Origin of the sequence: Fulvitalea axinellae (assembly GCF_036492835.1) — a bacterium.
Classification (GTDB): domain Bacteria; phylum Bacteroidota; class Bacteroidia; order Cytophagales; family Cyclobacteriaceae; genus Fulvitalea; species Fulvitalea axinellae.
On the sequence record NZ_AP025314.1, the window covers coordinates 2,646,880 to 2,673,609 of the forward strand.

Annotated in this window: 9 protein-coding genes; 2 read left to right on the forward strand and 7 right to left on the reverse strand. The window is 46.6% G+C overall.

Features of this window, described 5'->3' with window-relative positions; translation table 11 throughout:
* The first annotated feature begins 158 nt into the window (after positions 1-158).
* Complete coding sequence (locus AABK39_RS10115; RefSeq protein ID WP_338391222.1) at positions 159-10,118, forward strand: LamG-like jellyroll fold domain-containing protein; 9,960 nt, start codon at positions 159-161, stop codon at positions 10,116-10,118.
* A 93-nt stretch (positions 10,119-10,211) separates the two neighbouring features.
* Positions 10,212-12,089 carry a T9SS type A sorting domain-containing protein gene (locus AABK39_RS10120; RefSeq protein ID WP_338391223.1) on the forward strand — a complete coding sequence of 626 codons (1,878 nt, stop codon included), beginning with the start codon at positions 10,212-10,214 and terminating at the stop codon, positions 12,087-12,089.
* 111 nt (positions 12,090-12,200) lie between these two features.
* On the opposite strand, the gene AABK39_RS10125 is transcribed toward AABK39_RS10120, so the two are convergent.
* The 7 genes from AABK39_RS10125 to AABK39_RS10155 all read right to left on the reverse strand — a co-directional run bounded on the left by AABK39_RS10125 (position 12,201) and on the right by AABK39_RS10155 (position 26,498).
* Entirely contained in the window at positions 12,201-13,742 is a 1,542-nt protein-coding gene (locus AABK39_RS10125) for a RagB/SusD family nutrient uptake outer membrane protein (protein WP_338391224.1), read from the reverse strand.
* 12 nt (positions 13,743-13,754) lie between these two features.
* The gene (locus tag AABK39_RS10130; RefSeq protein ID WP_338391225.1) at positions 13,755-17,105 is read right to left on the reverse strand and encodes a SusC/RagA family TonB-linked outer membrane protein; all 3,351 of its coding nucleotides are present in this window, start codon (positions 17,103-17,105) and stop codon (positions 13,755-13,757) included.
* A gap of 196 nt (positions 17,106-17,301) precedes the next feature.
* Positions 17,302-18,360, reverse strand: coding sequence for a FecR family protein (locus AABK39_RS10135; protein ID WP_338391227.1), 1,059 nt, complete (start codon positions 18,358-18,360; stop codon positions 17,302-17,304).
* A 65-nt stretch (positions 18,361-18,425) separates the two neighbouring features.
* Positions 18,426-19,097, reverse strand: a complete 672-nt coding sequence (locus AABK39_RS10140; RefSeq protein WP_338391228.1) for an RNA polymerase sigma factor — start codon at positions 19,095-19,097, stop codon at positions 18,426-18,428.
* Between the two features lie 279 nt (positions 19,098-19,376).
* Positions 19,377-21,452, reverse strand: a complete 2,076-nt coding sequence (locus tag AABK39_RS10145; protein ID WP_338391229.1) for a hypothetical protein — start codon at positions 21,450-21,452, stop codon at positions 19,377-19,379.
* Positions 21,453-21,671: 219 nt separating this feature from the next.
* Positions 21,672-23,747, reverse strand: coding sequence for a glycoside hydrolase family protein (locus AABK39_RS10150; protein WP_338391230.1), 2,076 nt, complete (start codon positions 23,745-23,747; stop codon positions 21,672-21,674).
* Between the two features lie 120 nt (positions 23,748-23,867).
* On the reverse strand, positions 23,868-26,498 hold the full coding sequence (locus AABK39_RS10155; RefSeq protein WP_338391231.1) for a GH116 family glycosyl hydrolase: 2,631 nt from the start codon (positions 26,496-26,498) through the stop codon (positions 23,868-23,870).
* Positions 26,499-26,730 lie beyond the last annotated feature (232 nt).

Here is a 26,730-nt window from a genome sequence, read left to right on the forward strand (position 1 = left end):
GCCACGTGGCTGAAGCATACTTAAGTCGGAGATAATTCATCGCAGTTAATCTTCGATGAAATAAACCCGAAAGTAAAGCGGCTATCCGAACGTCTAAAATAAACAGAGCAACAATGAGAAAGGGTTCATCAAATGTGTTTGCTAAAAACCAACGCACTATGCGGTTGGCAAGCAGAATATTGATGCTGTTTACGCTGTTTACATGCTTATCGAATTCGGTGAGCGCACAAAACAGAAACGCGGCAGTCGATATCTCGTCAGCGGGAGAAGGTTCCTGGTTTAGACTTAATGACAAAGATTCTAACAGAGGAATGGGGGTTGAAGAAACTGCATTTTCCGTAGAAATGTACGTGAAATTGCAGTCCAACAACGCCAACGATTTCAACTTCTTCGATTTCAACACAGGCCGAAACCGCATCTCATTCGCCTATCAAGAAGGCAATATCTTCAGAGTCGAAACCAATGGCGACATCGGTAAATGGTACTGGACTCTGAACGCCAACTCGTCGGTTAATTTCCTGAACAATTGGGTGCACGTAGCCTTCGTTTACAATGGATCTTCGTTGGTTCAAGTATACATCAACGGCGAGCGTGTGATCAACACTAGCCTTACGGTCAATGGCAGTAGGGTAACAGACTTATACCCAAAAGAAAATAACCAAAGTGGCGACGGCAACTGCTACATCGGCGCCACATCTGTTTTCGGTATAAAGGGCAAGGCTTACGTTTCCGAAGTCCGTGTGTGGAAAACCGCTCTGACCTCGTCGGAAGTAAGAAAATACTACGATGAAGAGGTCAACAAAGCGCACCCTGAGTGGGGCAATTTGGTACGTTACTACCACGGAACCAAGCAGCACATCAACAGCGATAAAGTAACTATCGATGATGTGATGGGCAAATATGACGCTCCGGTAAACAACAACAGCAAAACGCGCATCAAAGACGTTTACCCTCCCATCAAGCCTCCATCATTCATAAGCAGTGCGTTCAACATCGATTTTGACGCTAACACTTGTCAAACGAGTGACATAGACGTCGACTGGGCCTCAGTTGCGAGTAGCTCATTCGGTTACGAAACCGGAAACGACGTCTATTACTCACTCTCTAGAAGCAAGGATAATTATAATTCAGAAATCTATGCGGGCACCTCGTCCTATTATAAAGACACAGGCGTGGAGCCCGGCGACAAGATCAAATACCGCCTGCGTACTTACTGGAAAGTAAACGGAGTCAAGTATTATTCTGATGATCAAGGCTATACGAATTACGGTTCGATCAAAGAACAATACGGGGCACCTGCGAATTTCACCGTTTCGGACGATCGTTGCGACAAAGGCGTAGAGCTGAACTGGACCGCCACCGACTCGCCACCGAAATGGAGGATCTATCGCTCATACAACAGTAATTTCAGTGGCGCTTCCACGGTTACCTCTTCTTTGGACGGTGACGAGCGCAACTTTACTCATACAAACCAAAGCGTAGAGCGTGACATCTATTATAAAGTACAAGCCTACGGCACAGGCGCCAACGGATGTTCGGTAAGTGGTACTTTGACGTCGGCGGTAAAAGGCAGAACTTCTAAGACTCCGGAATACCCTACCAATTTCGCCATTACGGAAGATGTTCCTAAAGGTGAAATCAAGCTTACTTGGGCAAATCCGTCAAATAATAATGCGGATAGCTGGATATTAAGAAAGTCTAAATCTGACGGATCAGATGAAACAAGCATCGATCTTGGATTAGGTACAACTTCATATACCGATTCCGATGTCGAATCTTGCCAGTCATACCGCTACTCTATCGCTTCGAAAAACGAATGCGCTACAGACGGTGTTTTTTCTCCGGTCGATAAGACAGGCAACCTAACGCGTGACCTTTCCAACAAGATTACAGACCTCGAAGTATCGAAAGGATACTACCCGAACAGCGTTCGTTTGGAATGGGAAGTGGACGGATCGCTTTCGGAAATCGACCGATTCAGAATCTATCGTACAGACGCCGAAAAAGTCGATTACAAGCTTATCAAAGTAGTCGACAATGACTTGATCTTCGACGACGAAACGGCGCTCGGCGGACAGTTTTACAATTACAAAGTAGCGGGCGAAGTAGCTTGTAACGACAATATCATCTACACCAACGAGCCTTCCGATCTCGGCTTTATGATTCCATTTGGCGTAGCCAACGGCCACGTTGAATACGCTGGCGGTAATCCTGTAGAAGGCGTAACCGTAAACTTCGAACAGCAGAGCGAAAGTGCCGGAAAGAGCCTTTATTTCGACGGAACTGGCTTCGTGAACACAAACAAAGAGTTCATGCGTCCGGGCAAGAGTGATTTTACTTTCGAAACCTGGATCAAAACATCTTCGACTAAGGTCGGCATTTTCGGTAACTCGGACGGTGATACACGCTGGGAAGGCGGAGAGAAGGTATTGTATCTTGATAATGAGGGCAAGCTAACCTTTGTGGGTAACGGATGCGGTTACATCAGAACCGATACGGTGATAAACGACAACGCTTGGCATCATATCGCACTTTCTTACGATTATAAATCAGGCACTTCCGTAGACTATAAAGTCTTTCTGGACGGCGAGCAGATCAGCACTTCAGGCTCTAACTACAAAGCCAGCCGCTCGGGTTACACAAGTCAAAAAGTGAAAATCGGCCGCGGTAATTACAGCTCTAACGAAGCCCAGAACCTCTTCACGGGTTATATGGACGAAATCCGCCTTTGGGATCGTCCGCTTACTGCTGAAGAAATCAAACAGAGCTACCGCCGTTTCCTCAGCGGGAATGAAGACGGGCTGACTTTCTACTACCGTTGTGATGAAGGTGTTGGAAGCAAAATCTACGACGCCTCACACATTGGCACCGATTATAATAAGAACGACGCCAGCTTTGGCAACGGCGTAAGCTTCAACAACGATATTCCTGAGACTTCTAAACTGGGTGTAATCGCTACAACTGACGGTTATGGCGACTATACGGCCGATTATATCCCTTACGCTTCCAACGGCGAAATCTTCCGAGTGACGGCCGCTTTCGGTCAGCACGAGTTCGAGCCTTCTTCCCGTTCGATCTACATCGGCGACGGTGCCCAGACGCACAACGGCATGGACTTCACCGACATCTCGTCATTCAGCGTACGCGGTAAAGTCACTTACCTGAACAGCGAAGTTCCGGTTGAAGGCGTTGAAGTTCTCGTGGACGGAGAGCAGGCCTTGGGCTTCGATAAAAAGCCTGTCCGAACGGACGCCGAAGGTAATTACGAAATCAGTGTTCCGATCGGATATCACTACATTTCGGTCCAAAAAGACGGGCATTATTTTGCCGACGGGGTGTACCCTCCTGTCAACGAATTCGGCGATATAGAACTCCACGAGTTCACTGATGATTTGACCGTAAACTTCACCGACAGCACAAAAATTCTCGTAGCGGGACGTATTGTGGGCGGTAGCCGTGAAGGCGACAAAGAAATCGGTTTCGGTCTCTCGCTCAACAACATCGGCATATCGAATCTTAAATTTAAACTTCAGAAGGAAGGCTACGATCTTGACTTAATAGACAAACAGGTTTATGATCAGGTAAGCGTCACTACCGATGAATATACGGGTGAATTCACCATCGAAATGTTGCCTGAACAATGGGTCGTGCAACAAGTCGGCAACAACGACTATTCGCTTGATCCAGAAGACTTGGCCGTAGTCGATCTTCGTTATTCACTGGACGTTTTACAGGCCAAAGACAGCACGGAAGTGACTTCGGAATCCGGCGCCGTAAGTTATGATGTAAGAACATTCGATTATCATCATAAACTGAATTACATAATTCAGGAACGCCCTCAGATACACGTGTACGGTAAGAATCATTCGCCGTTCAATGGAGATTCATTATTGATATTCTCGAATCAAGTCACCGGTCTTCAAGACACTTTGGACATCAGCGGAAGCAACCCCTTCCCGTATGCGGTTTTCCAGTCGCCTAAGACATATGAAGCCAACGTATATGTGTACCAAACTTATGAAAACCCGAATCACCCCGACGGCCCGGTTGTAGACCGCGTGCCTGTAGAAGGCGCCGAAATTACGGTGACCGACGGTATCGCTTTCCAACCGACGGGCCAAGAAGGCAAAACGGACGATACGGGACTCTTCGCCTACTCATTCCGCGCGGGGCTTCCAAACCTTGCCAAAGACGGCGACAAGTCATACACCAAAAGCTTTGAAGTTGACGCCAAGATAGACGGCATCGGATATAAATGGCGCGAGAACAATCCTTTCAGGGCATATGTTCTCGGAGCTAAACCACTGGAAGGCACGGACTTCGTGTCATACGGACCCGAGGTGGTCGAAATGGTATTGCGCGACCCTCCGGGAAGTAACAGTTACGCCTTTATTGAAAAAGGATCAAGTTTTACGAAGACTGAGACTTGGAGCGTAAACGCCGACACGCATACGGCTTTGAATCAAACCTGGCATAACGGCATGTACCTCGGCGCTGGCGGTGGCTTGGCCGGTCCGGTTATCGAAAGCCGTTATCAATTGGACTCTGAGATCGGATTGGCCATCGAACGTGGATTCGATGACGAAGGTAAATATTCAGAGCAATGGACATTCCAGGAGCGTATCGAAACCAGCTCCGATCCTGAAGACGTTGGCTCTGACGCCGACCTTTATATCGGTAAGGCTTACAACGCCTTCATCACGAAAACCAAGACGCTGAAGATCATTCCAAAGAGCTATTGCATAGACAATGGTTTGGATTATCTGGATCTGGCCGGCAGTGACATGGCCTTGGGGATCATCGACGGTTACGCTATCGACGAAGGTAATACCGCCACTTATTTCATCTACTCGCAAAAGCATATCGTCGAAGAGCTTTTGCCGGAACTGATGGTATTGCGCGACAGGCTTTTGGCTTCTGACAAATACACTTCGAATTTCCCTTATGGCCACCAATTCTACGGCCTTGATAATGAGAATTCGAGTTTGGACGAATACAAAACGGCAAATCCGCACCTTGATCCGAACACGATCTCCTATACCTTCAATGGTACAAGCGATGAGATGGACTCTGTGGCTTTCGTCAATGACCAGATCACGCAATGGATGAACGCTTTGGAAACTAACGAAGCGGAAAAAATCGAGGCGGAAACCTTGAAAAACCTCTCTATAGATGGTTCGGGAGGAAAAATATCTGAGGAAATCGAAGAAAGCTATACGTCAGAACAGAACTGGAGAAGCTCGCGTCTGATCCGTTTTACTTGGAACGCAGCCTTTGGCGTGCAACTGAACGGCAAGGGGTATTCGATGAAAAACGACTTTAACGTTGGCCTTAACTTGTCGCATGGAAAAGAGAAATCGATCAACCACAACGTGAAGTTCGGGTACGTAATCGACGAGCGTGACGAGGGCGATTATTACAGTATCGACGTAAAAAACACTTCTGGTATCTCTCTTCTAAACAGAAGTCGCTTTTCAGGTTTTCTCCAGAAGAAAAAAGCCTTTATAGAATATCAATTTGCTCGTGCCGGAATCGGAACGGCAGGTGTAGGCGTAAAGACTTTGGCTGTGAAACTAGCCGAGAAATACACCTCAAAATCGCATAGTTTCTTAGCCACAGCAGGCTTTTTGGTAGACGCTGGATACTTCATTTACGAGATGAGTGACGTGCTCCAAAACCAAATGGAGATTTATGACAAACAAGACGGCATCAAAAAGGACTTAGACATCTCAGGTTTCCGAATCTCCAGCCCTATTTTCTCGGTCCGTGGCGGTCAAAGTCGTTGCCCGTACGAAGGCGAAGAGGTAGCGTCGTTCTATACGGTAAACAATCAGGCGACACAGTTGCACACCGCCACCCTACGCCGTGAGAATCCGAAACTAGACGTGGCTCCGGCCCTGCGTTCGAATGTGCTAGAGACGGAACAAGCCGTATTTACGCTGAATCTTCAGAACGAAAGCGAATCGAATACGGACATGTGGTATGACATCTCCATAGCCGAGGATACGAACCCCGACGGAGCCATCGTGCTTATCGACGGCCTCACCGCCGAGCGTTCGTTCCTCGTCCCGGCTTGGGAGACGGTAAACAAAACGCTGACAATTCAGAAAGGCCCTTCAGGGATTTTGGAATACGACAGCATAGGAATAATTCTGCATTCGCAATGCCAGTTCAACCCGATGGACAGCCAGGAAGACATCGCCGATACCGTTTATGTCTCGGCCCACTTCGTGCCTGCTTGTTCGGAGGTTAACCTTGCGAATTTTGACGAGAATTGGATTATCAATTATAACGACGACAATAAGGCGACAGTAACTTTGGACGGTTACAGTCTCAATCATGCGACGTTAGAAAGAGTGGACTTTCAATATAAAAGTCTGAGTGGGGACCCGATAGTGGTAAAAGCGTTTTTCACGGATGAGAACTCCGTCGCATATCAAGAGTACAACGGAGAAAAGGCCCCGTTGGACGATCCCGCCGAAACTTTTGTTTGGGATATCACCGACCTGACAGATCGTGAATACCAGGTCCGGGCACGGGCTTTCTGCAAAGACGGCTCCGTGACCGAGACCGATTGGGCGCTTGGTCGTATTGACCGCGCCACACCAAGGCCGTTCGGTAAAGCATCTCCTACCGACGGCATCTTGGAGGCGCATGATGATATGAAGATCACCTTCAACGAAGACATCGTCGCAAGCCTTGTCAGGGACAACAACATCCGCCTGCGAGGCGTGCTCAACGGAGCGGACCTATCGCACAGCGTAGGCTTGCAACTCGACGGCGCAGATGACTTTGTAGACTTGCCTGCCTTGTCATTGAACAACAAGTCCTTCACCATCGAATTCTGGTTAAGAAGGGACATCGGCACCGAAGGCGTGATCTTCTCAAAAGGAACGGGTGATGATAAGATCGAATTCGCATTCGAAAACGATAAGATCAAAACCACGCTCGGTTCGAATACCTTTGATGTTGACCCTACACCAGTCTATACGGTAACCTATCCTGAAAACGGATGGCACCACTGGGCATTCAGCTTCAATATCGAAACGGGACAGTTCTTGGTGTTTGGGGACGACAAAAAGGTTCTGGACCAAACGGACATCAACTTCAACTCCGTAAACACCGAAAACGCGGCCTTCGGCAAAAGCGCTTCGGAATCGGGCAGAAACATGAACGCCAAAGCGCATGAACTGCGCATCTGGGACAGAGCCTTGAGCATCGGTCAAGTGTACGAGAACATGAGCAAGACGCTCTCGGGCAACGAAATCGGACTGTACGCCTACTGGCCATTGGACGCCGGCATAGGCAATATAGCCGAAGACAAAGCCGCCGGACGCCACGCCAATGTCAACGCCACTTGGTTCTTGGAGCCTGCCGGACAGGCCTTCGCCTTCGACGGTGTTTCACAGCGTGTCGACATCAACGGCGGAAACGTCGCGATCACGAAAGAGACCGACCTGACACTCGAATTCTGGTTCAAAGGCGAGAAGCCGACCGCAACGGTCAGCCTCTTCTCTCACGGCAGTGGTGAAGTGAACGCCAATGAGGAAATCAACCCTGTGTACGGCATGGACATCCAGGCCGACGCCACGGGACAGATTACCATCAAAAACAACGGATATATATGGACAGCGGTGCGCGACAATCATTTCGACAACGACTGGCACCATTTCGCCTTGACTGTCGATCGTCGCGCCAACGCCAAAGTAATTATAGACGGTGAATTGGCAGATCAGATTCCGGGATCAAGCCTTTCGGGCCTTGCCGGAGCGAGCTTCCAATTAGGCGCGCGCCAACGCAGACTGAACACTAACAATTCGCTTTCAGTCGTCACCGACCAGCATTTCAAAGGTCAGATGGACGAAGTAAGAATCTGGAACAGCGCCCGCACGGCCAAGCATCTTGAGCTCTATCGTCACGCCAAACTCAAAGGCGATGAGATTGGACTTCTCGCTTACTATCCGTTCGAAGCGTACATCAACCAGCAAGGGGCCATCCTCTTGAAACCTTCTTTGGAAGACCAATTGGATTCGGATGTTTTGAGCAACGACTTCGTAGCTACAGCCAACTCAGGCGACACTTACAGCGCTTCCGGTCCTGCGATCAAAGACGTGCGCCCGGTTCAAGATATTCCTTTCGACTTCGTAGTCAGCGATCGTGAGATCATCATCACGCCGATCGTCGACGCCTACCGCATCGAAGGGCAAGTGCTCGAAATCAGCGTGAAAGACGTGCAGGATCTTTACGGAAACCGCATGCTCTCACCGGCTATTTGGACGGCATACGTACAGCAAAACCAAGTGGTTTGGCAAGACGACGCCCTTAGCTTCGAACTGGAGGAAGGTCAAGGAAAAGCCTTCACCGTCAGTATTGTTAACAAAGGCGGCGTGGCCCATGACTATGATTTGGAAAATCTTCCTTCATGGATCAATGTCGACGCCCCAAGCGGCACCATTCAGCCGAACAGCAATTTGGAATTGAATTTCGAAATCGTCGAAGGTTTGAATATCGGTTACTATGAGCAGGGCATCAACCTCTCTACGGCGCTCGGATTTGATGAAAAACTGAATCTGAAAGTCAAAGTAACCGGCGCCAAACCTAGCTGGACGGTCGACGAAAAAGACTTCGAATATACGATGAACGTCTACGGCCAACTGATCATCGACGGGATCGTCTCGGCCGACGAAGACGATATGGTTGCAGCCTTTGTCGATGGCCAGTGCCGTGGTGTGGCCAACGTCCGCTACATCGACGCCCTGGACGCCTATGAAGTGTTCCTGAACATTTACAGCAACGACGCTGTAAACACCGAAAACATCGAGCTCCGCATCTGGGACGCCAGCAAAAACAGCGTTCACGAAAACGTGACGCCGGCTTTGACTTTCGAACCGAACAAGATTGTGGGAACCGTCCTCTCCCCTATCAAAATCGAAGCGGGCGAAGACATCGCCAACGATCTGGCTTTGGAATCGGGATGGAACTGGATATCGTTTAACCTCTACAACCCGAAAATGTCCAAAGTCAACGATATCCTGACCGACATCGGCTCGGATTCCGATATCATCATTGGGCAAAACGGTTACGATCTCTATACGGACGGCCTAGGCTGGATGGGAATCTTAACTACCGGCGATGGATTACAGATCGGAAAGATGTACCGCATACGTTTGACAGAAGGATCCGATCTGAAACTGAACGGCACGCCAGTATCGGTAGATGATTATAAGATTTCTGTAAAAACAGGTTGGAACATGATCGGCTTCGTTCCGCAAATGAAAATGACCGTAACCGAAGCTCTGGCTTCTTACCAACCTTCCGAAGGTGATTTAGTCAAAAGCCATGACGCTTTCGCGATGTATACGGAATCATTGGGCTGGATAGGAAGCCTGAAACGTCTGGAACCGAACGCCGGCTATATGCTTTTCTCAACACATGAAGGGACAATCGCCTTCCCGAGAAACGCACTAAGCAGTACCGCACGGAAAGCTTCGGAGGACCAAATCGAATCGTTTGCCGATATGATTCCAAACCGGACAAGCTACGAGCATAATATGTCGGTAATCGCCAGCGTAAACGGGATTGAGCAACTGAACAGCGAAAACCTTGTATTGATTGCCGAAACAAATGATTTGATAAAAGGCGCTACCGATTTCACCGAATTGGAGAATGGAGACAAAATCTTCACTCTGCCGATTCTTGGAAATCAAAACGACGAAAAGCTTCATTTCAAATTATTGGACCGCAGTACCGGAAATGAATACGAAGTGGTGGAGGAAATCTCTTTTTCTAAAAACGCCATAGTCGGTTCGGTGAACGAAACGCTTGTTCTAAATCTCAAAAATACAATAACCGGGATTTCTCCTGAACAAGAGAATATGACCATCGCTCCTAACCCGTTTGAGAACAGAATTCAAATCACCTTAAACGGTTTCGGAAGCAATTCCGTTCGGGTTAGCCTTTATTCGATGCTGGGAGAAAAACTTGCCGAAATACCGACCAAAACCGACTTGTCAGGAATAGCCGTTATCGACTTCGGAAATGATATTCCTACCGGAACGTATATGCTGTTGGTAGAAGGTGACGGAGTATTCGAAAAACGATTAATCATCAAAAAATAATTTTCTGCCCCCAAGCGTAGGCGCTCCCCCTGCCCTTTTAGGGAGGCCTACGCTACATTTCAAAATCTAAATTTTCGCCAAATGCACGGCTCTATGAAAAATTCAATTCTTCTTTTTCTGTCGCTATTGGTTTCGTTTGGCGCATTTAGCCAAACACCCGATTGGCAAGTGAACCCGAACGACTATTCCAACGATATGGCAATAACGGGAATAGTGGAAATATTCGATCAGGAAATTCGGGGCGAAAACCATATGCTCGCCGCTTTTGTAGGCGAAGAATGCCGGGGGGTTACCCGCCCTATTTATATCGATGCCTTTGACCGTTATTTTGTTTTGTTACAAATTCGGAGTAACGAATCTTCAGGTGAAAAAATAACATTTCGTTTTTATGACGCTGATAAAGACGAAACCTATTCGCTTTTCACTACCGAAGAGTTTTCGGCAAACAGCGTATTAGGGAATTTTAAAGAACCGTACCTGTTTACCAATGTAGATAAAAACGATAAGGTTTCTGACTTCGAAAGTTTCAGCTTCAAAGGAATCGACGATGTAGAAATCGTTTTGGATAAAATTAACCATACGGTAACGGCCAAAGTTCCCGTAAATACCGATTTAACGAATTTGATCGCAATATTTTCATTTAAGGACAATACCTATTCGGCTTTTGTCAACGATATAGCGCAAACTAGCGGTACGACAATAAATGATTTCAACGAAACGGTAACTTATATTATCAAAAACAAATATCGGTACGAGACCGAATGGACGGTAAACGTATCGATTAATAAAGAAGCTATTACCTCTACAATGGATTTGGAAGAAGGCTGGAACTGGATTTCCTTTAACCAAACATTCGAAGGATCAACCAAAACCAACGATATTCTAAACGGTCTTGGCCAAAAATCAGATATCATTATCGGACAAAACGGCTTTGATCTTTATTCTGAAGAAACGGGATGGGAAGGGACGCTCTCCCGGGGACCCGGTATCGACGTTCGGTCCATGTATCGATTACGTTTGTCTGCCGGGTCCTCATTTTCGGTTACCGCTCCGCCCGCTTCGGTAAGTGATTATTCAATCGAATTAAAAACCGGGTGGAATTACGTGGGATTTATTCCGCAAGAATCCATGTCGGTTAAGGACGCATTGGCTTCTATTAACCCAGAAAACGGCGACTTAATCAAAAGTCATGACGCCGTTTCCGTTTATAGCGAAACAGACGGCTGGGTAGGCGGATTACAAACTATGAATCCGTTTAACGGCTATATGATTCATTTAAACAGGAACGCAACCTTGCGTTTTCCGTTAAACGCTTCCACCCCTGCTGATCGGAAAGATAAATCATCAGATTATTCCCTTTTATTGCCTGAGAAAGCCCCTTTGGAAAGAAGGAAATACGAGCGGAATATGTCGATGATAACGACAATCGAAAACGCTGATGAATTCGGACTAAACGGTTCCGAAATTCTTTTCGCGAATATTGGAGAAACCATAAGAGGATTCGCTTCGCCTTCGGTTACGAATTCCTCCACAATATATTTATTACCTGTTTTAGGAAATACGGAAAAGATCCCCGTTAGCTTTCAACTATTTGATAGCGAAAACGAAATAATCTATACTGTAAAAGAAAATATAGACTTTGACGCAAATGGCATTCACGGTTCGTTTGAGGAGCCTTTTTCTCTTCTGATTACTTCCAAGGAAATGATTAATGAAAAGAAAAGGCCTGTTGTCTCCCCTAACCCTTTTAACGATAGATTAAGTGTCCAGCTAACAGATAATCCGGAGCAAGAGATCAGTATACGCCTAATCGGATCTTCAGGGACAGTGGTATTAGAAACCTCCACAAAAAGTGACAGCGAAGGTTTAGTGGAAATCAGTTTGGCTGACAACATCATTACTGCCGGGCTTTATATTCTTCACCTAGAGGGACAAAGTATCTCAACCAAACAAATGGTTTTTAAAAGGTAAAAACCGAGGCTTAAAAATTAGAAAATCCAAGACCACAATCTGTGTTATCTATAAATAAAACCGGAGTGGACCCTTTTTGAGTCCTGTCTCCGGTTTTTCTTTTTTTATGGATTAATACAGATTATTCTGAGGCAAAAGGTTTTTGTTCAACTCCAATTCTTTTCGAGGAATCGGATACAAGTAATCCCTTGCCGGGTTGAATTTCCTAGTGGCGACAAAAAGAGGTTTTCCGTTAACGTCCATTCCAAAGATATCCGTATTCATAACTTCTTCCGAAGCTTTCCAACGCCGGATATCCCAGAAACGATGGCCTTCCAAAGCAAGCTCTACCCTACGCTCCAACCGAACGATTTTCCGCAATTCGTCTTGTGTCTTACCGTCCGTCACTTCAGGCATATTCACCCGTTTACGTAGTTTGTTGATCGATTGGTAAACCGAAGCGTCCAGTTGATTAAGCTCGACTTTCGCCTCCGCATACGTGAGTAATATTTCCGCAAAACGGATTACGGCGAAATCACAATGGGATTTTCTGTTATCAGAAAAGTCCTCCACATTAATATGCTTTCTGACGTTAAGGCCCGTTCGGGTAGCGTCAAAACCTTTTCCACGGTAATCAGGGCTATCGGGATCATCCAATGAATCGAACTTTTTGTCTCCGAACATACTTCCGTTTGTCAAAAGAGTCGCTGTGAGTCTCGGATCTCGATTTTTTGCGCTATTAGCCGGATCATAAAGAGGTGAATCGGCAATTGGCAAACCGTCTGTACATAGATAAGAATCGTAAAGGCTTCTCAATGGAGAGATACGCGAGCCTCCACCGGCCACAATCGGAGCGTAACCGTAAGTTCCGCACTCATGAGCGTCTCGAACGTACTGATGCTGCAGAATATGCTCTTTACTATTTTCGCCTTTATAAAGGAATAATTCGGAATAAGACAAATCGGGATCCAACGAATACATCGTGTTTCCCATAACCTTCCCGGCCTCCGTTTTGGCTTTTTCCCAATTCCCGACATACAGATAAAAACGAGCTTTTATAGCCTGAACGGCTCCTTTTGTAATTCGTCCGTAATCCTGATCTGAATATGATTCCGGAAGGTTATTTTCAGCAGCGTCCAATTCCGAGAAGACGAATGAGTAAAGCTCCGCTTGCGAGGTTTTGGTGAGCGAACGTCCTTCGTCTATGGTTATCGGTTTTTGAATTAAAGGTGCGTCACCGAACAGAAAAGCCATACGGAAATGGAGATACGCCCTGAAGAACCTGGCTTGGGCGTTTAGGCCTGTCTTTGCGCTTTCGTCGATTTCAGCGTCAGCTATTCGCTCTATTATCGTATTGGCCCGGGATATTCCCCTATAGTTATTCTTCCATTCGTTAAAGAAAATACTGTTCTCATCCGTGCCTGATCCGTTAGACACTTCGTAATCGGCGTTCCAGTTCTGGTTTCGTACAGCGTTGTCCGACATCGCTTCCAAACCTATATTTCCAGCCCCTTCCATATACGGATAAAGAGCGTTGACCGCCAAAGTGAAGTCCTTCTCGGTTTTCCAAAAAGAGAGATCCGAAAGCTTATCCTTGGGCGCCGTTTCGAAGAATTCGTCGCCACACGCCGTAAACACCAAAGCGCAGGCTATCGCAAATAATATTCTTTTCATTTTTAGCCAGATTTAAAAGTTAACGTTCAAGCCTACCAGATACTGCTTTGTCTGAGGGTGGTAGTTGACACGGCCCGGCCTGAATTCCGGATCGATCAATTCCTCTTGCGAGAATGTCAGCAAGTTGTCTCCACTTACGTAAAAGCGAACACGCTGAAGGTGAAGCTTCTCAACAAGATCTTTAGGAAGCGAATAGCCGATTTGAATATTCTTCAGCCTCATATAACCGGCTTTCCTGATCCAGAAATCGGAAGGCACTTGGCTTTTCCATGAATTCTTCCGGAGAACAGGCCAAGTGGCCGTTTCGGCTGTCTCCGGAGTCCAGCGCCCTAGCATATCCTTATGCGTGAAGTTTCCGTAGTTTGGACCCTCGGTCAGGGCGCCTTCCATATAGGCTTTCTGCTGTAAAAGCCCCTGCCAGAACATATTCAAATCGAAATTCTTATACTTGAGGTTCAAGTTAAGCGCAACGGGAAAATGCGGACTGGCGTCGCCAAGATACATTTTGTCATCGCCGTTTATTTTTCCGTCTTTGTTTCTGTCCACGTATTTCACATCACCAGGGATCGTGTTCGTATCCAATAATGGCGAATTCTTTACGTCGTCTTGATTCTTATAGAATCCGTTAGTTTGGTATCCCCAAAGTGCCCAAAGCGGACGGCCCACTTGCGCAATTGTCCATCCGGAAACATACGGGCCTGTTCCCCTAAGGTCTTTCACTTCATTCGTATTATCAGAAATATTGAAGGTAGCGCTATAGCTAAAATCATCGGAAACGGTATTGCGATGCGTAATGGACAGCTCCCATCCTCGGTTTTCGATTTCGCCAGCGTTTACGGCAGGACGGTTAAAACCTACAGTCTCCGGTATCGGTACACGATCATTGAGTACGTCTTTCGTATTTTTCACATAATAATCGAATACGATTCCGAGTTTACCTTCAAAAAGTTCGAGGTCGAGACCCAAGTCAAGGATATCCGTTCGCTCCCAAGTGATCGATTCGTTTCCAAGACGAGACTGCCATGCACCCAAGGCGGCTTTATCGTCGCGCCCGAAGGCATAGCTGTTACTAATCGCAACATCGGAAATGTATTGCCAATAGTTAATATTGTCTTGCTTGCCCGTGGCGCCGTATGAACCGCGAAGCTTGAATTCCTCCAACCAAGATATATCTTTCATAAACGACTCTTCGGAGACTCTCCAACCAGCGGAGAATGAAGGGAAGAATCCCCAACGTGTATCGCCTTGGGCAAAACGTGAAGAACCGTCGTAACGGAAATTGGCTTCCAACAAATACTTGTCGGCAAAGCTGTAGTTGATTCGGCCGAGGTATGAACCGATGCGCAAGGAGTTCTCGTTACCTCCGTTTCCGTCGGTTTCGGAGTCTCCCGCCGCAATTACGGTCAGCTCGTCATTATAAGCGTTTGACCGGCTAGCGCTTAGCCATTGGTAATCGTCGGAAATCCGTTCAACACCGGCCAACGCATTCAGGCTATGTTTCCCCCACGTTTTCTCATAGCGCAAAAGGCCTCGCAACTGTACGCTCCGCCATTGTTTTTGTTGGTGAAAAGTACCGTTATTACTGATTAGGTCCTTTGCAAATGTTCCGTTCCAATTATACAGCTTTACGGCTTTCTGGAAGCGCTTATCGGACAAATCCGTTGTCCTGTTCATGTATTCGCCCACAATGGTAAGGCCATCCAAAATCTTATATTCCAAATGGGCGTTAAACAGACGATAGTCCTCCACCTGATCTTTTCTGCCACTTTCAAGACGGGCTAACTGGTTATTTCCGGGAATAGATGTTCCGTACCTTCCGTCGGGAAGTTTCGGCAATCCCCATGGCGGCATGTCATGGAAAAGCCTCCAAAAAACAGTTCCGGCATTCCTCGGCTCACTCCATTCTTTCCGCCTCATATTCAAATCGATACGGGCGCTTAATTTATCCGTAAGTTGATAGTCGGTATTGAGTCGGACACCGTAACGCTTAAGCTTATTATTGGAAACAAGAACACCTTCCTGGTCCAAGAAATTCAGCCCCAAATTAAACTTCACCTTTTCGCTTCCGCCCATTGCGCTAAGCGAGTGGCTTTGCTGGGGAGCATCCCTAAATATCACGTCATGCCAGTCGGTATTTGGCCATCTGATCGGATCAACTCCGTTTACGGTATTTTCAATATCCTCATCGGTAAACGGTTTAGGTTGGCCGTCATTTTCAAAAGCCTCGTTGTATAACGTCATATAGTCTCTGATCCCTACTTTCTCCGGCAACTTGGCCACAGTCTGAACAGAATAATAGGCATTATAAGAGAGGCTTAACCCCGCTTCCTCGGCGCGTTTGGTCGTAATGAGAATAACGCCGTTCGCTCCCCTGGAACCGTACATGGCAGTGGAGGCGGCGTCTTTCAAGATAGAAATCGAGGCGATATCGTTCGGGTTTATATCGTTCATACTTTGCTCCACCCCATCGATATACACCAAAGGCTTGCTGCTTCCGGAAAGCGACGTATTTCCTCGAATTTGCATATTGAAGTCTTCGCTTCCAGCCATACCACCGCGGTCTACCACGATCAAGCCCGGAGCCAAACCCTGCAAAGCTTTTCCAGTGGAGGCCACAGGCCTTTTGGTTATTTTGTCTTGGCTGATGGCGGAAACGGCACCCGTAAGGCTAGCCTTTTTCTGCGTACCGTAACCAACCACCACCACTTCGCCAAGCTGGGCATAATCGGCCTCCAATACAATATCGATCTTCGTCAAGTTACCCACTTGTACTTCCTGTGCCTTAAATCCGATATAAGTGAAGCGCAGTATATCCTCTTTATTCACTTTGATCGTATACTTGCCGTCCAGATCGGTGATAACTCCCTTGTTAGTCCCTTTTACCACTACGCTAACGCCGGGCAGGCCCGCATTCTCATCAGAAGAGATCACTGTACCTATCACGGTTACCTCCCCTGTCTGCATGGCCTTTTGGTCCTTCCGGAATTTTTCCAACCAAGCTTTATCCTGATTTACGTATATGTTGTTGTTGATCCGCTTAAAGCCTACGCCCGTTTGCTGACAAATCAACTGAAGCGCGTCTTCCAAACTCATCTTGGAAATATTGCCGGTTAACCGTTGCCTATCGTTAACAACTTCTTTGCTGTAAATGAAGGAAAAACCCGTTTCCCGTTCAATTTCATCGAATACTTCGCCAAGTCTAAGGTCATCGGTCTTAAGCGACACGGTGATCTCGCTGATACTTTTGAGTTGGGCTTTGCTGTCTTTGGCCAAAAGGCAATTAAAAAGTACCGTTTGCAAAAGTAGCCCATACATGGTTAGTCTAGACATAAACCAAATTTGCCTCAGTAAATTAATTTTCATAGATTAAAATGTTTTGGTTAAAAATTATCCAAACACCCCTGTATTGGCCTACGACTCCTACATCTTCAGGTCAATACGGGGCCCTTGTCCCAACCTTTTGCCGGGACGATTTATCACTTCAGTTTTATTTCAAAAAAAGAGACCGGCTAACTGACAACACACAACAATCAGCCAAAAAATGACGGACTCGCTTATCTCAATCGCTTTTCCTAACCGTCACGATTTTTTTATCATAATCGATATCGTATTCCAATCGCAAGGAAAACGTAAACCCGTCCAAAACCTCCACCAATGACTTGCCTTTATACTTCCCGTTTATCTTGCCGGGAATCTTCAGAATATTTTTATCCGGAAACTCGAAGGTATACCCATACCACCTTTCCAATTCCAGAACGGCTTCGCTAAACGGTACATTTTCAAAAACTATAGTATTGCTTTTCCAGAGGATATTAAGGTCCGGAACATACTCACGGGCATAATTCCCCGATTTTTTCTCAAAACGGATAACCTCATTCGGGGTCAAATGCGCCACAAAGCTTTTGTCATTATCCTGTTTTCCAGTAGTGATCACTTTACCGGTCAAAACAGAAACCTTTATTTCCTCTTCATCCGCAAACGCCCGGACATTAAACGACGTCCCGACAACCTTTACCTCCAACCCGTCCGAATAAACCAGAAAAGGGGAATCGGATATTTTCTTAACTTCAAAAAAGGCTTCCCCCTCCACTAATCGGACTTTCCGATTCCCCCTAAAAGCTCTGGGAAATTCTACCCGACTGCCGGAATTAAGGTTAATTACACTTTTGTCCGGTAACGTGATTTTGAGCTTGCTCCCATACGGGCAACTTCTGCTTACCCATTCCACTTTCTGCATCTCGGTTTCGAATGTTCGCTGTTGCCATTCCCACCCAAAAGCGATTAAAAGAAAGGCTATCATCGCCACCGATTTCCATAAATACGGCAATAATTTGCCCCTAACGTTTTCACTATCACTCGAATCCCTTTTATCAATACTAACACGTTTGTTGCGCAACAGTCTTTTTAGGGATTTTCTGTATTCCTCCTGGCTTGGTGTCAATTTTTTCACATCAAGCCTAAGCAAAATATCCCTAGCGATTAATGCTTCACGTTTATTTTCGGGATCAGTATGCAACCATTCCTGAAAAAAGTCGGCCTTGTCGTCTCCTTTCCTAACCCAATCGATAAATTCAAGATCGGTTAAAAAGTCCTGTATCTCGTAAGAGTTATATTTCATTCTTCAGTCTCCTATAAACAGAAGCCCTGAGAATTTTTATTTCCATCGTTTATGGAAAATTTATTTTAAAAATCTACTGACAAAAAAATCTTAAAGCACACTATAGTATTGAAAACCAAGACTATATCTTTTATCGATTTTATCGATTTATATAAAAGATTTTGAGCGGATTTATCATTCGTAAAACCCATTAACTCTGATATTTCCCTTATAGTCATTCCTTCCAGATAATAGTAATAGACGATTTCCCGTTGTTTTCTTGTCAGTTTTTTCAAGGCCTTTTCCACCTTTCTCTTTTTCTCTTCCGTAATTGCCCGCTCAATCATAACCTGTTCGGCAGATAAGCAAAATTCAAACTCGTAACCTGTGGAAAAATCGTCTTCGGTATGTTCCCTATTGAGTTTTCTGTATTTTCTATAAATCGTATTTCTAATGGATTTAAACAGGTAAAACTTTATTGAACTGATATCGGAAAGCTTTTTTCTTTTTTGCATCAACTCCATAAACATATCGTGGATACAGTCCCCTATTAGCTCTCTGTCACGGGTAAATTGGCTGGCGTATTGGTAAACCGTTCCGTAAAAATGTTTGTAAATATAAACCAATGCGATTTCGCTACCCGACTTAAACTCCCGCCATACCTCACTGTCATTTTTAATTTCCGCAGGGGGTAATGAGTCCTGCTCCGCATCGTCATAGACAACGCTTAGGGGTTTCTTTGCGCGATAGTTTTTCATAACAATGATTGTAAGAATGAAAAGAGTGCACTTCTTCCTATTTTCACAATATTAGTATTACAAACCAGAGCGCCAACAGGATTCCAGTCCAAACATGGCCAAATAACGACTTAACCACCTCGATTAAAAAAATACCCTCCCTTTCGAATACCCTCCTTCTTGCAGAATTAGGTCAAAATAAAAAAAGGTCGCCTTCTGTGTTCATCACCAACACGAAAACGCCCCTTATATATTTTATTAGGAATATATTTCCCTTACAGAATTCTTAATAGTAAGCGATTACACGTTTACTTTCTCCTTTTTGTCATTTCCCAAATTCAGGATTTCCTCCCCGTAGCGGTCAATGATTTTCATATATGTCTCGGAAGCGGCACCGTTACCCCAATCGTAAATCGTGAATTTGCCGATACCGGAGCCTTTGTCTCCGGCGTATCCGCCGTGTCCGTAATTTTCCATCATAAATCCGTAATCCTTTTCGTCGAAATACGGATAAACGGCTTCCCATTGTTTTTTGGCCTGAGCATTCTCTTCGCAATACATCATGCTGAAAGAGGATTTCAAGGCCACGACTCCGCGCTCGATATACTCGCGATTGTCCAAAAGCTTGCCATAACGGATAAACAGGTCGGCGAACAAGGCCTGACGCGAATCGTTCCACTCGCCGTCGGCGTTCATTACGCCGAATCCGCCGAAGACTCCCACGTACATATACGGCGGTTGCCAAACGGCCTGGTTCATCAGCAGTTCGTCAACGGTACGCTGACCCAAACCGAGGTATTGTTTTTCTTTTGTCAGCTGATAAGCTTCGAACATGGCTTCGGCCACATAGTACATCGACAGGGTGTTCTGCTTGTACATATTATTGCGCTCCACTTTTTTGTCGACAAGGTCATTCTGCCCCCAACGGCTACACGACCAATAGGTCTCGAAGTCTTCCCACTTTCCGTAGGGAACTACGAATTCGCTCATGGCTTTCGTAGCTTTCAGGGCGCTTGTCTTATATTGTTCGTCTTTGGTCAGGCCGTAAAGTTTGAACAGAAAAGCCGCCGACATGGCCGTCTCTGGGGAGCGGCGCAAAAGGCCGAGGTCTTTCTGCGTTTTGAAATCGAGCCAAACAGCGTAGAAGCCTTCAGAGCCCTGAAGCTTTACCAAGCGGTTGGCGTAAGTCTTGGCGTATTCCAACAGGCGCTCGTCCTTTTCCAGTTCCTCATACCAAGTCAGCATTTGGTAAGCCGTGAAGCTCATGTCCAGAATATGAAGAGGCGAAGTTTTGGGATCTCTGGTCACCGGATTCCGGTTCGAATTGCCGAAATACAAGGTGTTCCAACCTTTCGATCTCCAGTATTTTTTCCCTTTCACTTCCACTTGTCCCATATCCGTTCCCACAATGGCCGGAAACAAACCGTCGGTTTGCGGAAACGACAAAGCCAGTTCCTTGGTCATGTTCGCCCTGCGGATATAATCCTGATTGCCCGTACGGCGACCGTAGCGGTAAAGCCCTTGGGCAGAGCGCAAGGAAGAAAACCAAGCCTGGTTGAAAATCGAACGGAATTCGCGCTCGCTCACTTCGCCCGGATAATTGGGGCTTTGGGTGTAGTTGACGATAAATACAGGCGCCCCCACTTTTTTTCCGTTCAATTCGAATTCTTGCCAAACGGCTTTTTCCCAAGTATTGAACGCCCAATTGTAAGTGTGTTTTACGTAGGCTTCCAACGGCTTGTCCACTGGTTTTCCTTCTTGGGCCAGTTGCTTTCCGTATTTTTCCCACATAAATGCCAAAGGACGGCGCCAAGGGTTTTGAACAGCCTCTTTTCCTTCGTCCACCATTACAAAGAACGCGAAGCTGGCTTTTCCCTTTTTGAAAGCCGTGTTTCCTTTTTTCTGAAACAGCACGTGTTCTTTTACTTTATAATCGCCCAAACCGATTGTCAATTGGTTTTTCGGAGCGTTCAGGTCCATATACCAACGGTACGGACTATCGCGGCGGGCGTCCAAATCGGGAATCAAAGTCAGCACTTTGTTCTCATTTGTCATTACCAAAGCCGGCGCGCGGAATACGTGATCGGAAATAATATGCTGGTCCGTAGGAGTCAGATGCGGAGCCCAATGGAACGACGCCTTAAAGGCCGGCAGAATATTAACCGACATAGAGGCGCAAACCGTATCTTTCGGCAAGTCGGCCGTTACGTTTACCCTGAAAAGTTTGTCGGAAATTCTCTCGACCTCCACCGCCGACTTATCCGAAAAGCCCGGATCCACTTTAAAACTTTCGACGAACCCTTCCAGCTCGTTCTGTTTTTGGCTACAGCCAAAGCTCCAAATCAGGAGACAGATTAAAAAAGCAGTTCTTCTCATTTTCTTTAGGTTTTGATATTAAAAGAGAATGAATGCGAGTGGTATTAGGTATATGGTATTTCGTATTAGGTACTAGGCCTTGAAACACTGTATTCTTCAGGTTTAACACTTCGCATTCACTCTTTTGTATCCTTAAAAAAAATGGCGACTTGGAATACAGGCGCCATTTACGGAACAGAAAGGTTCGGCCCCGGAATTAATCCCGAGGCCGATAAGGCATCACACACTCACCTTTTCTTTTTTCTTATTTCCCAGATCCAGGATATCTTCCCCGTATCTGTCAATAACTTTCATAAAGGCCTCGGAAGCGGCTCCGTTGCCCCAATCGTAAATCGTAAACACTCCGATTCCCGTTCCTTCGTTGTCGGTATAGCCGTTGTGTCCGTAATTTTCCATCATAAATCCGTAATCCTTTTCATTGAAGAAAGGATAAACTGCTTCCCACTGCTTTTTGGCTCTGGCGTTCTCTTCGCAATACATCATGCTGAAAGAAGATTTCAAAGCGACAACACCGCGTTCCACGTATTCGTTGATGCCCAACAATTTGCCGTAGCGAATCATAAGGTCGGAGAACAGCGCTTGGCGCGAATCGTTCCATTCGCCGTCGGCGTTCATTACGCCAAATCCGCCGAATACCTCCACGTACATATAAGGCGGCTGCCAAACGGCCTGCGTCATCATCAGTTCGTCGACGGTTCTTTGGCCTAGCTGGATATAACGTTCCTCTTTGGTCAGCTCATAAGCGCTCAACATCGCTTCGGCAACGTAGTACATCGAAAGCGTGTTTTGCTTGTACATATTGTTACGCTCGATTTTCTTATCGACCAAAGTCTTGTGGCCCCATCCGCTACACGACCAATAGGTCTCGAAGTCTTCCCATTTTCCGGTAGGGATAATATACTTGATCATGGCTTCCGAAGCTTTCAGGGCGCTGTCTTTATAGCGTTCGTCCTTGGTCAGTTCGTAAAGCTTGAAAAGGAAAGTGGCCGACATGGCAGTCTCCGGCGAGCGGTGCAACAGGCCGAGATCCTCCTGCGTTTTGTTATCGAGCCACACAGCGTAAAAACCTTCATCGTCCTGAAGGTTGATCAAGCGGTTCGCGTAAGTCTTGGTATAATCGATCAGGCGCTCGTCTTTTTCCAGCTCCTCGTACCAAGTCAGCATCTGGTAAGCCGTAAAGCTCATGTCCAGAATATGAAGAGGCGCTTTTTTAGGATTCCAAGCGATCGGGTTTTTGTGCGAGTTCCCGAAATACATCGTTTTCCAGCCTTTCGAGCGGTTGTATTTCTTTCCTTTGATCTCCACCTGTTCCATCTCCGTAGCCACAATCGCCGGGAAGAGGCCGTCTGTTTGCGGGAATGACAAAGCGAGTTCCTTGGTCATGTTCGCCCTGCGGATATAGTCTTGGTTGCCGGTTCTTCGTCCGTAGCGGTAAAGCCCTTGGGCCGAACGCAACGAGGAGAACCAAGCCTGGTTGAAGATCGAGCGGAAAGCGCGTTCGTTCACTTCTCCCGGATAGTTCGGGCTCTGCGTGTAGTTCACGATAAACACAGGCGCTCCGACTTTCTTTCCGTTCAGTTCGAATTCTTGCCAAACGGCTTTTTCCCAAGTGTTAAACGCCCAGTTGTAAGTATTTTTCACGTATGGTTCCAACGGACGGTCGACCGGCATTCCGGTAAGCGCACGCTTGCGTCCGTATTTTTCCCACATAAAAGCCAACGGACGGCGCCAAGGATCGCGCACGGCGTCCGGGCCTTCGTCTATCATAACGTAAAAAGCGAAATCGACTTTCCCTTTCTTGAATTTAGTCTTGCCCGTTTTGTGGAAAAGAACGTGCTCTTTCACCACATAATCCGCCAAACCGATTTCCAAGCGGTTTTCGGGAGCGTTCATATCCATATACCAGCGATAAGGGCTTGTGGCGCGGGTATCCAGGTCCGGCACCAAAGTCAGCACCTTGTCCTTGTCGGTCATAACCAAAGCCGGCGCGCGGAATACGTGGTCGGCGATGATGTGCTTGTCTGTAGGCGTAAGGTGCGGCGCCCACTGAAACGAGGCCTTAAAAGCCGGGATAATATCAACGGAAAACGATCCGCAAACGGTGTCTTCCGGCAAATCCGCCACGACACTTACCCTAAAAAGTCCGTCGGAAACTTTATCAACGGAAACGTCCGCTTTATCGGAAAAAAGGGAGTCTACCTTAAAAGCCTCCACATAACCGTCCAACTCGCTTTTGCTGTCGGCGCAACCGAAGCATAACAGCGCGAGAAAAAACCAGAGCGCGTTTTTTTTCATTTTTTTTGATTTTAAAAGACCTCGTGCGGCCTATTCCTCTTAATTCTATTTCGCTATCGAAAAGAACCGCGGGGTTGCGGATTTAAGGCAAACCCGCGTTCTTTTTATTTCTTCGGGATCTTAGATCCGTACCTCAAGTTTTAGGTCTTGATTTTCCGCAAGGATAATCTGGCCGAAGCTCACCTCCACCCTTCCGTTGTTCTGACTGATTTCGCAAGGAACCGATTTTCCGTCAAGGAAAAGTTTGGCCGTTTTGGCTTCTTTACCTTTAGGCAAGGTTACCTCAAAAGTCTTAAGCTTTAATTTTCCGTGCGAGATCGAAAGTTTGTCGGTCTGCAAATTTCCTTTTCTTTTTTGACTCAACGTTCCCCAGCCTTGGGAAGCCAGCAAAAGCCCGCTAAACGAATCGGCATCGAGTTTCGGATCGAAAGCCAAATAGCCCTCAGGCCCGTGATAACGGAAATCTTCCAAAGCTTGGAAAATTCCCCAAACAGCCATCGCCCTAGCGTAGTGGTCGCCACACTCGATCTCGTTCCAAGGGTTGTGCTTTTCCGGACGGTAGCGCTCGTGTACGGCTTTCACAAGCGAAAGTCCTTCTTCGAGCATTCCTTCGTAGATCATATTCGTAGCCACTTGGTACTCGATTCCCGTCCAGACCTCGTTGCGGTAACGGACGGCGTTTTCGTTAAGGTGTTCGCTTATCGGGAAAGTGCAGTTCAGCAATCCCGGCTCTCCCGGATCGGCGAAAACGCGCTCGGGCTTGTATTTGCTTACGTGCGGCCCGATGTCCTTCGTCCAGTTGTATTTCCAGATCGAACCAAGCGTTTTTTCCACTTTGTCTTGGTCATAGATATAACCCAAGCCGAGCTGATGCGCCCAAGTCTGTCCGAAAAGCTGGTCGCTTAGGCAACCGTTGGCGTACTGGTTTTTCGGATATTTCTTCAAATCCACATCCTGACGGAAATATTCTCCGTTCCACAGCCTTTCCGATGAATTCTTCTTTCCGGCCGTATATAACTTCTTGCATAGTCCGGCAAATTCGGTATCGTTCATTTCCGTCGCCATCAATTCGCAAGCGCGCAAAGCCGCGAGGTACAGCCCGCCGACATAAGTGTTGGGGCCCATGAAATTGATATCGTAAGTATTCGGTTGCGAACGCTCGATCAGGCCGTTGCCGTCACCGTCTTTGTCAATAGCGTATTCCATGGCCTTTTTGATTTTCGGCCAATTGCGCATAAGGAATATATTGTCTTTCGAAAGCGTATGCTCGCGGTAAGATTTCAGAACGACGCCCATTTGCCCGTCAAAGGCCACGAATTGGTGTCCGTCGCGGGTCTGGATTCCGCCGTCTTTCTGGAAAGACCTTCCGAAGTCGGTTTTTTCACGGATATTCCTTTCCATCGAAGGGAAAAGCCTGGCCAAAGACTGCTCGTAGTTATAAACGTGGGTACATGTCCCCTCGCAAGAGCCAACGCCTTCCCAAGCCCAAACTTTATTGTTGGCCCACCACTGGAACGTCTCGGTAGCCAAAGTGGAAGTCGGCATCATGATTCTGTGCCTGAGCCAATAAGGAAGACTCGCGTCACGATACCAAATCCGGTGGAATTCGCGTGTCTTTCCTTCCAAACGCTCCAAGTTCTCGTCCATAAAACGGGCTACGTCCTGCGAAGAGTCGAACCAGTTGGCGTACATATTTCCGATAGCCGGACCTTTCGACGGAATCGCTTTTGTCCAGTTATATCCGCTTCCGTGATCTCTTGGACGATTCGGGAAGAACCAAGTCAGCAAAAACGTCAGTTCCTTTTCTTCTCCCTTGGCCAAAGTCAGCTTTCCGCTTACTTCACCGATCAGTTTGTCGCCAAGATTTTTTGTGGCCACATCATTCGCCGAATCCTTGTCCTTATCGGCTTTCACAATTCCGTCCGCCGACAACAGGCTAAGGCTCATGTTTCCGAAGAAAGCGTGCTTCTCGTCCTTAGAATTTTCAGGAACGAAATCCATAAGCAGGCTTGTCCTTCCGTTGCCAGTTACGGCCCTGTTTCTTGATTTTCCGGCCGACACGCCTTTGCGGTCCGCCATTACCATATTCTGCAAAAAACCTGAAAGCTCGACATCAAGCTTCTTGTTTGTCTTGTTCTTGAGCCTAAAGCGCAATACCGTGGCCGGCGTAGCCGACTCTTGCGCCGAAAGCGGAATAAACGGCGAGAAGGCGTCCATTTCCACATGTAGCGGGAAAGCCGCCTTTTTGTCTTCGTACAGTACCGTGGCTATCGGGTATTCGCCGATAAACCCGATATTGTCGAAGCCTTTCTTGTCAAGGCTTCTTGACTCGGTCTTTCCGTGGCCGGATACTTTCACTGAGAACCCTTGGTCGAAATAACTCAATGGCTCGAAAGTCTGATAACAAACTTTCCACGGGCCTTGTCTGGTTTCGAAATCGAGAAAACGATCTTCCGCACAGCCCGTATTGTAGGCGTTGTTGGCGATCCACCAGTTGGCCAAAGTTCCATCACCGCGCACATAGAGCTGGCCGGCCGCTATACCGCCGCAAGGCATTCCGATCGTTCTCAATTCTTCGCCCTTATAAACTTTCTGTTCGCCCGAGGCGTAAAGGCTTTTTTTCCATTTTCGTCCCAAGTTTTTATTCTCGGGAATCACATGTCCGAACTTGTTGTTCTGGCCGAAAGCCGACAAAGCTCCCAGCAATAGAAAACACAACGAGAACAAATAACGTCTGCTTTGAGTCAACATTAAAAGTCATTTTTTTAGATTTTTTCCGTATCTAAAATCCCCTTCCGCTAAAGTAGCTTAAACCTTTTAGGTTGTAAAAAAATAGCATTTTTATTATTTCAATCGCAGTGATTTATCTTTTGATAAAAAAAATAAATACTCCCATTATACCATTTAATAATAAACATTTTCGGTTATATGCCAATAATCGTCAAGTGCAATGAGAATTCATAAAAAAATTGGTTCTTTGACA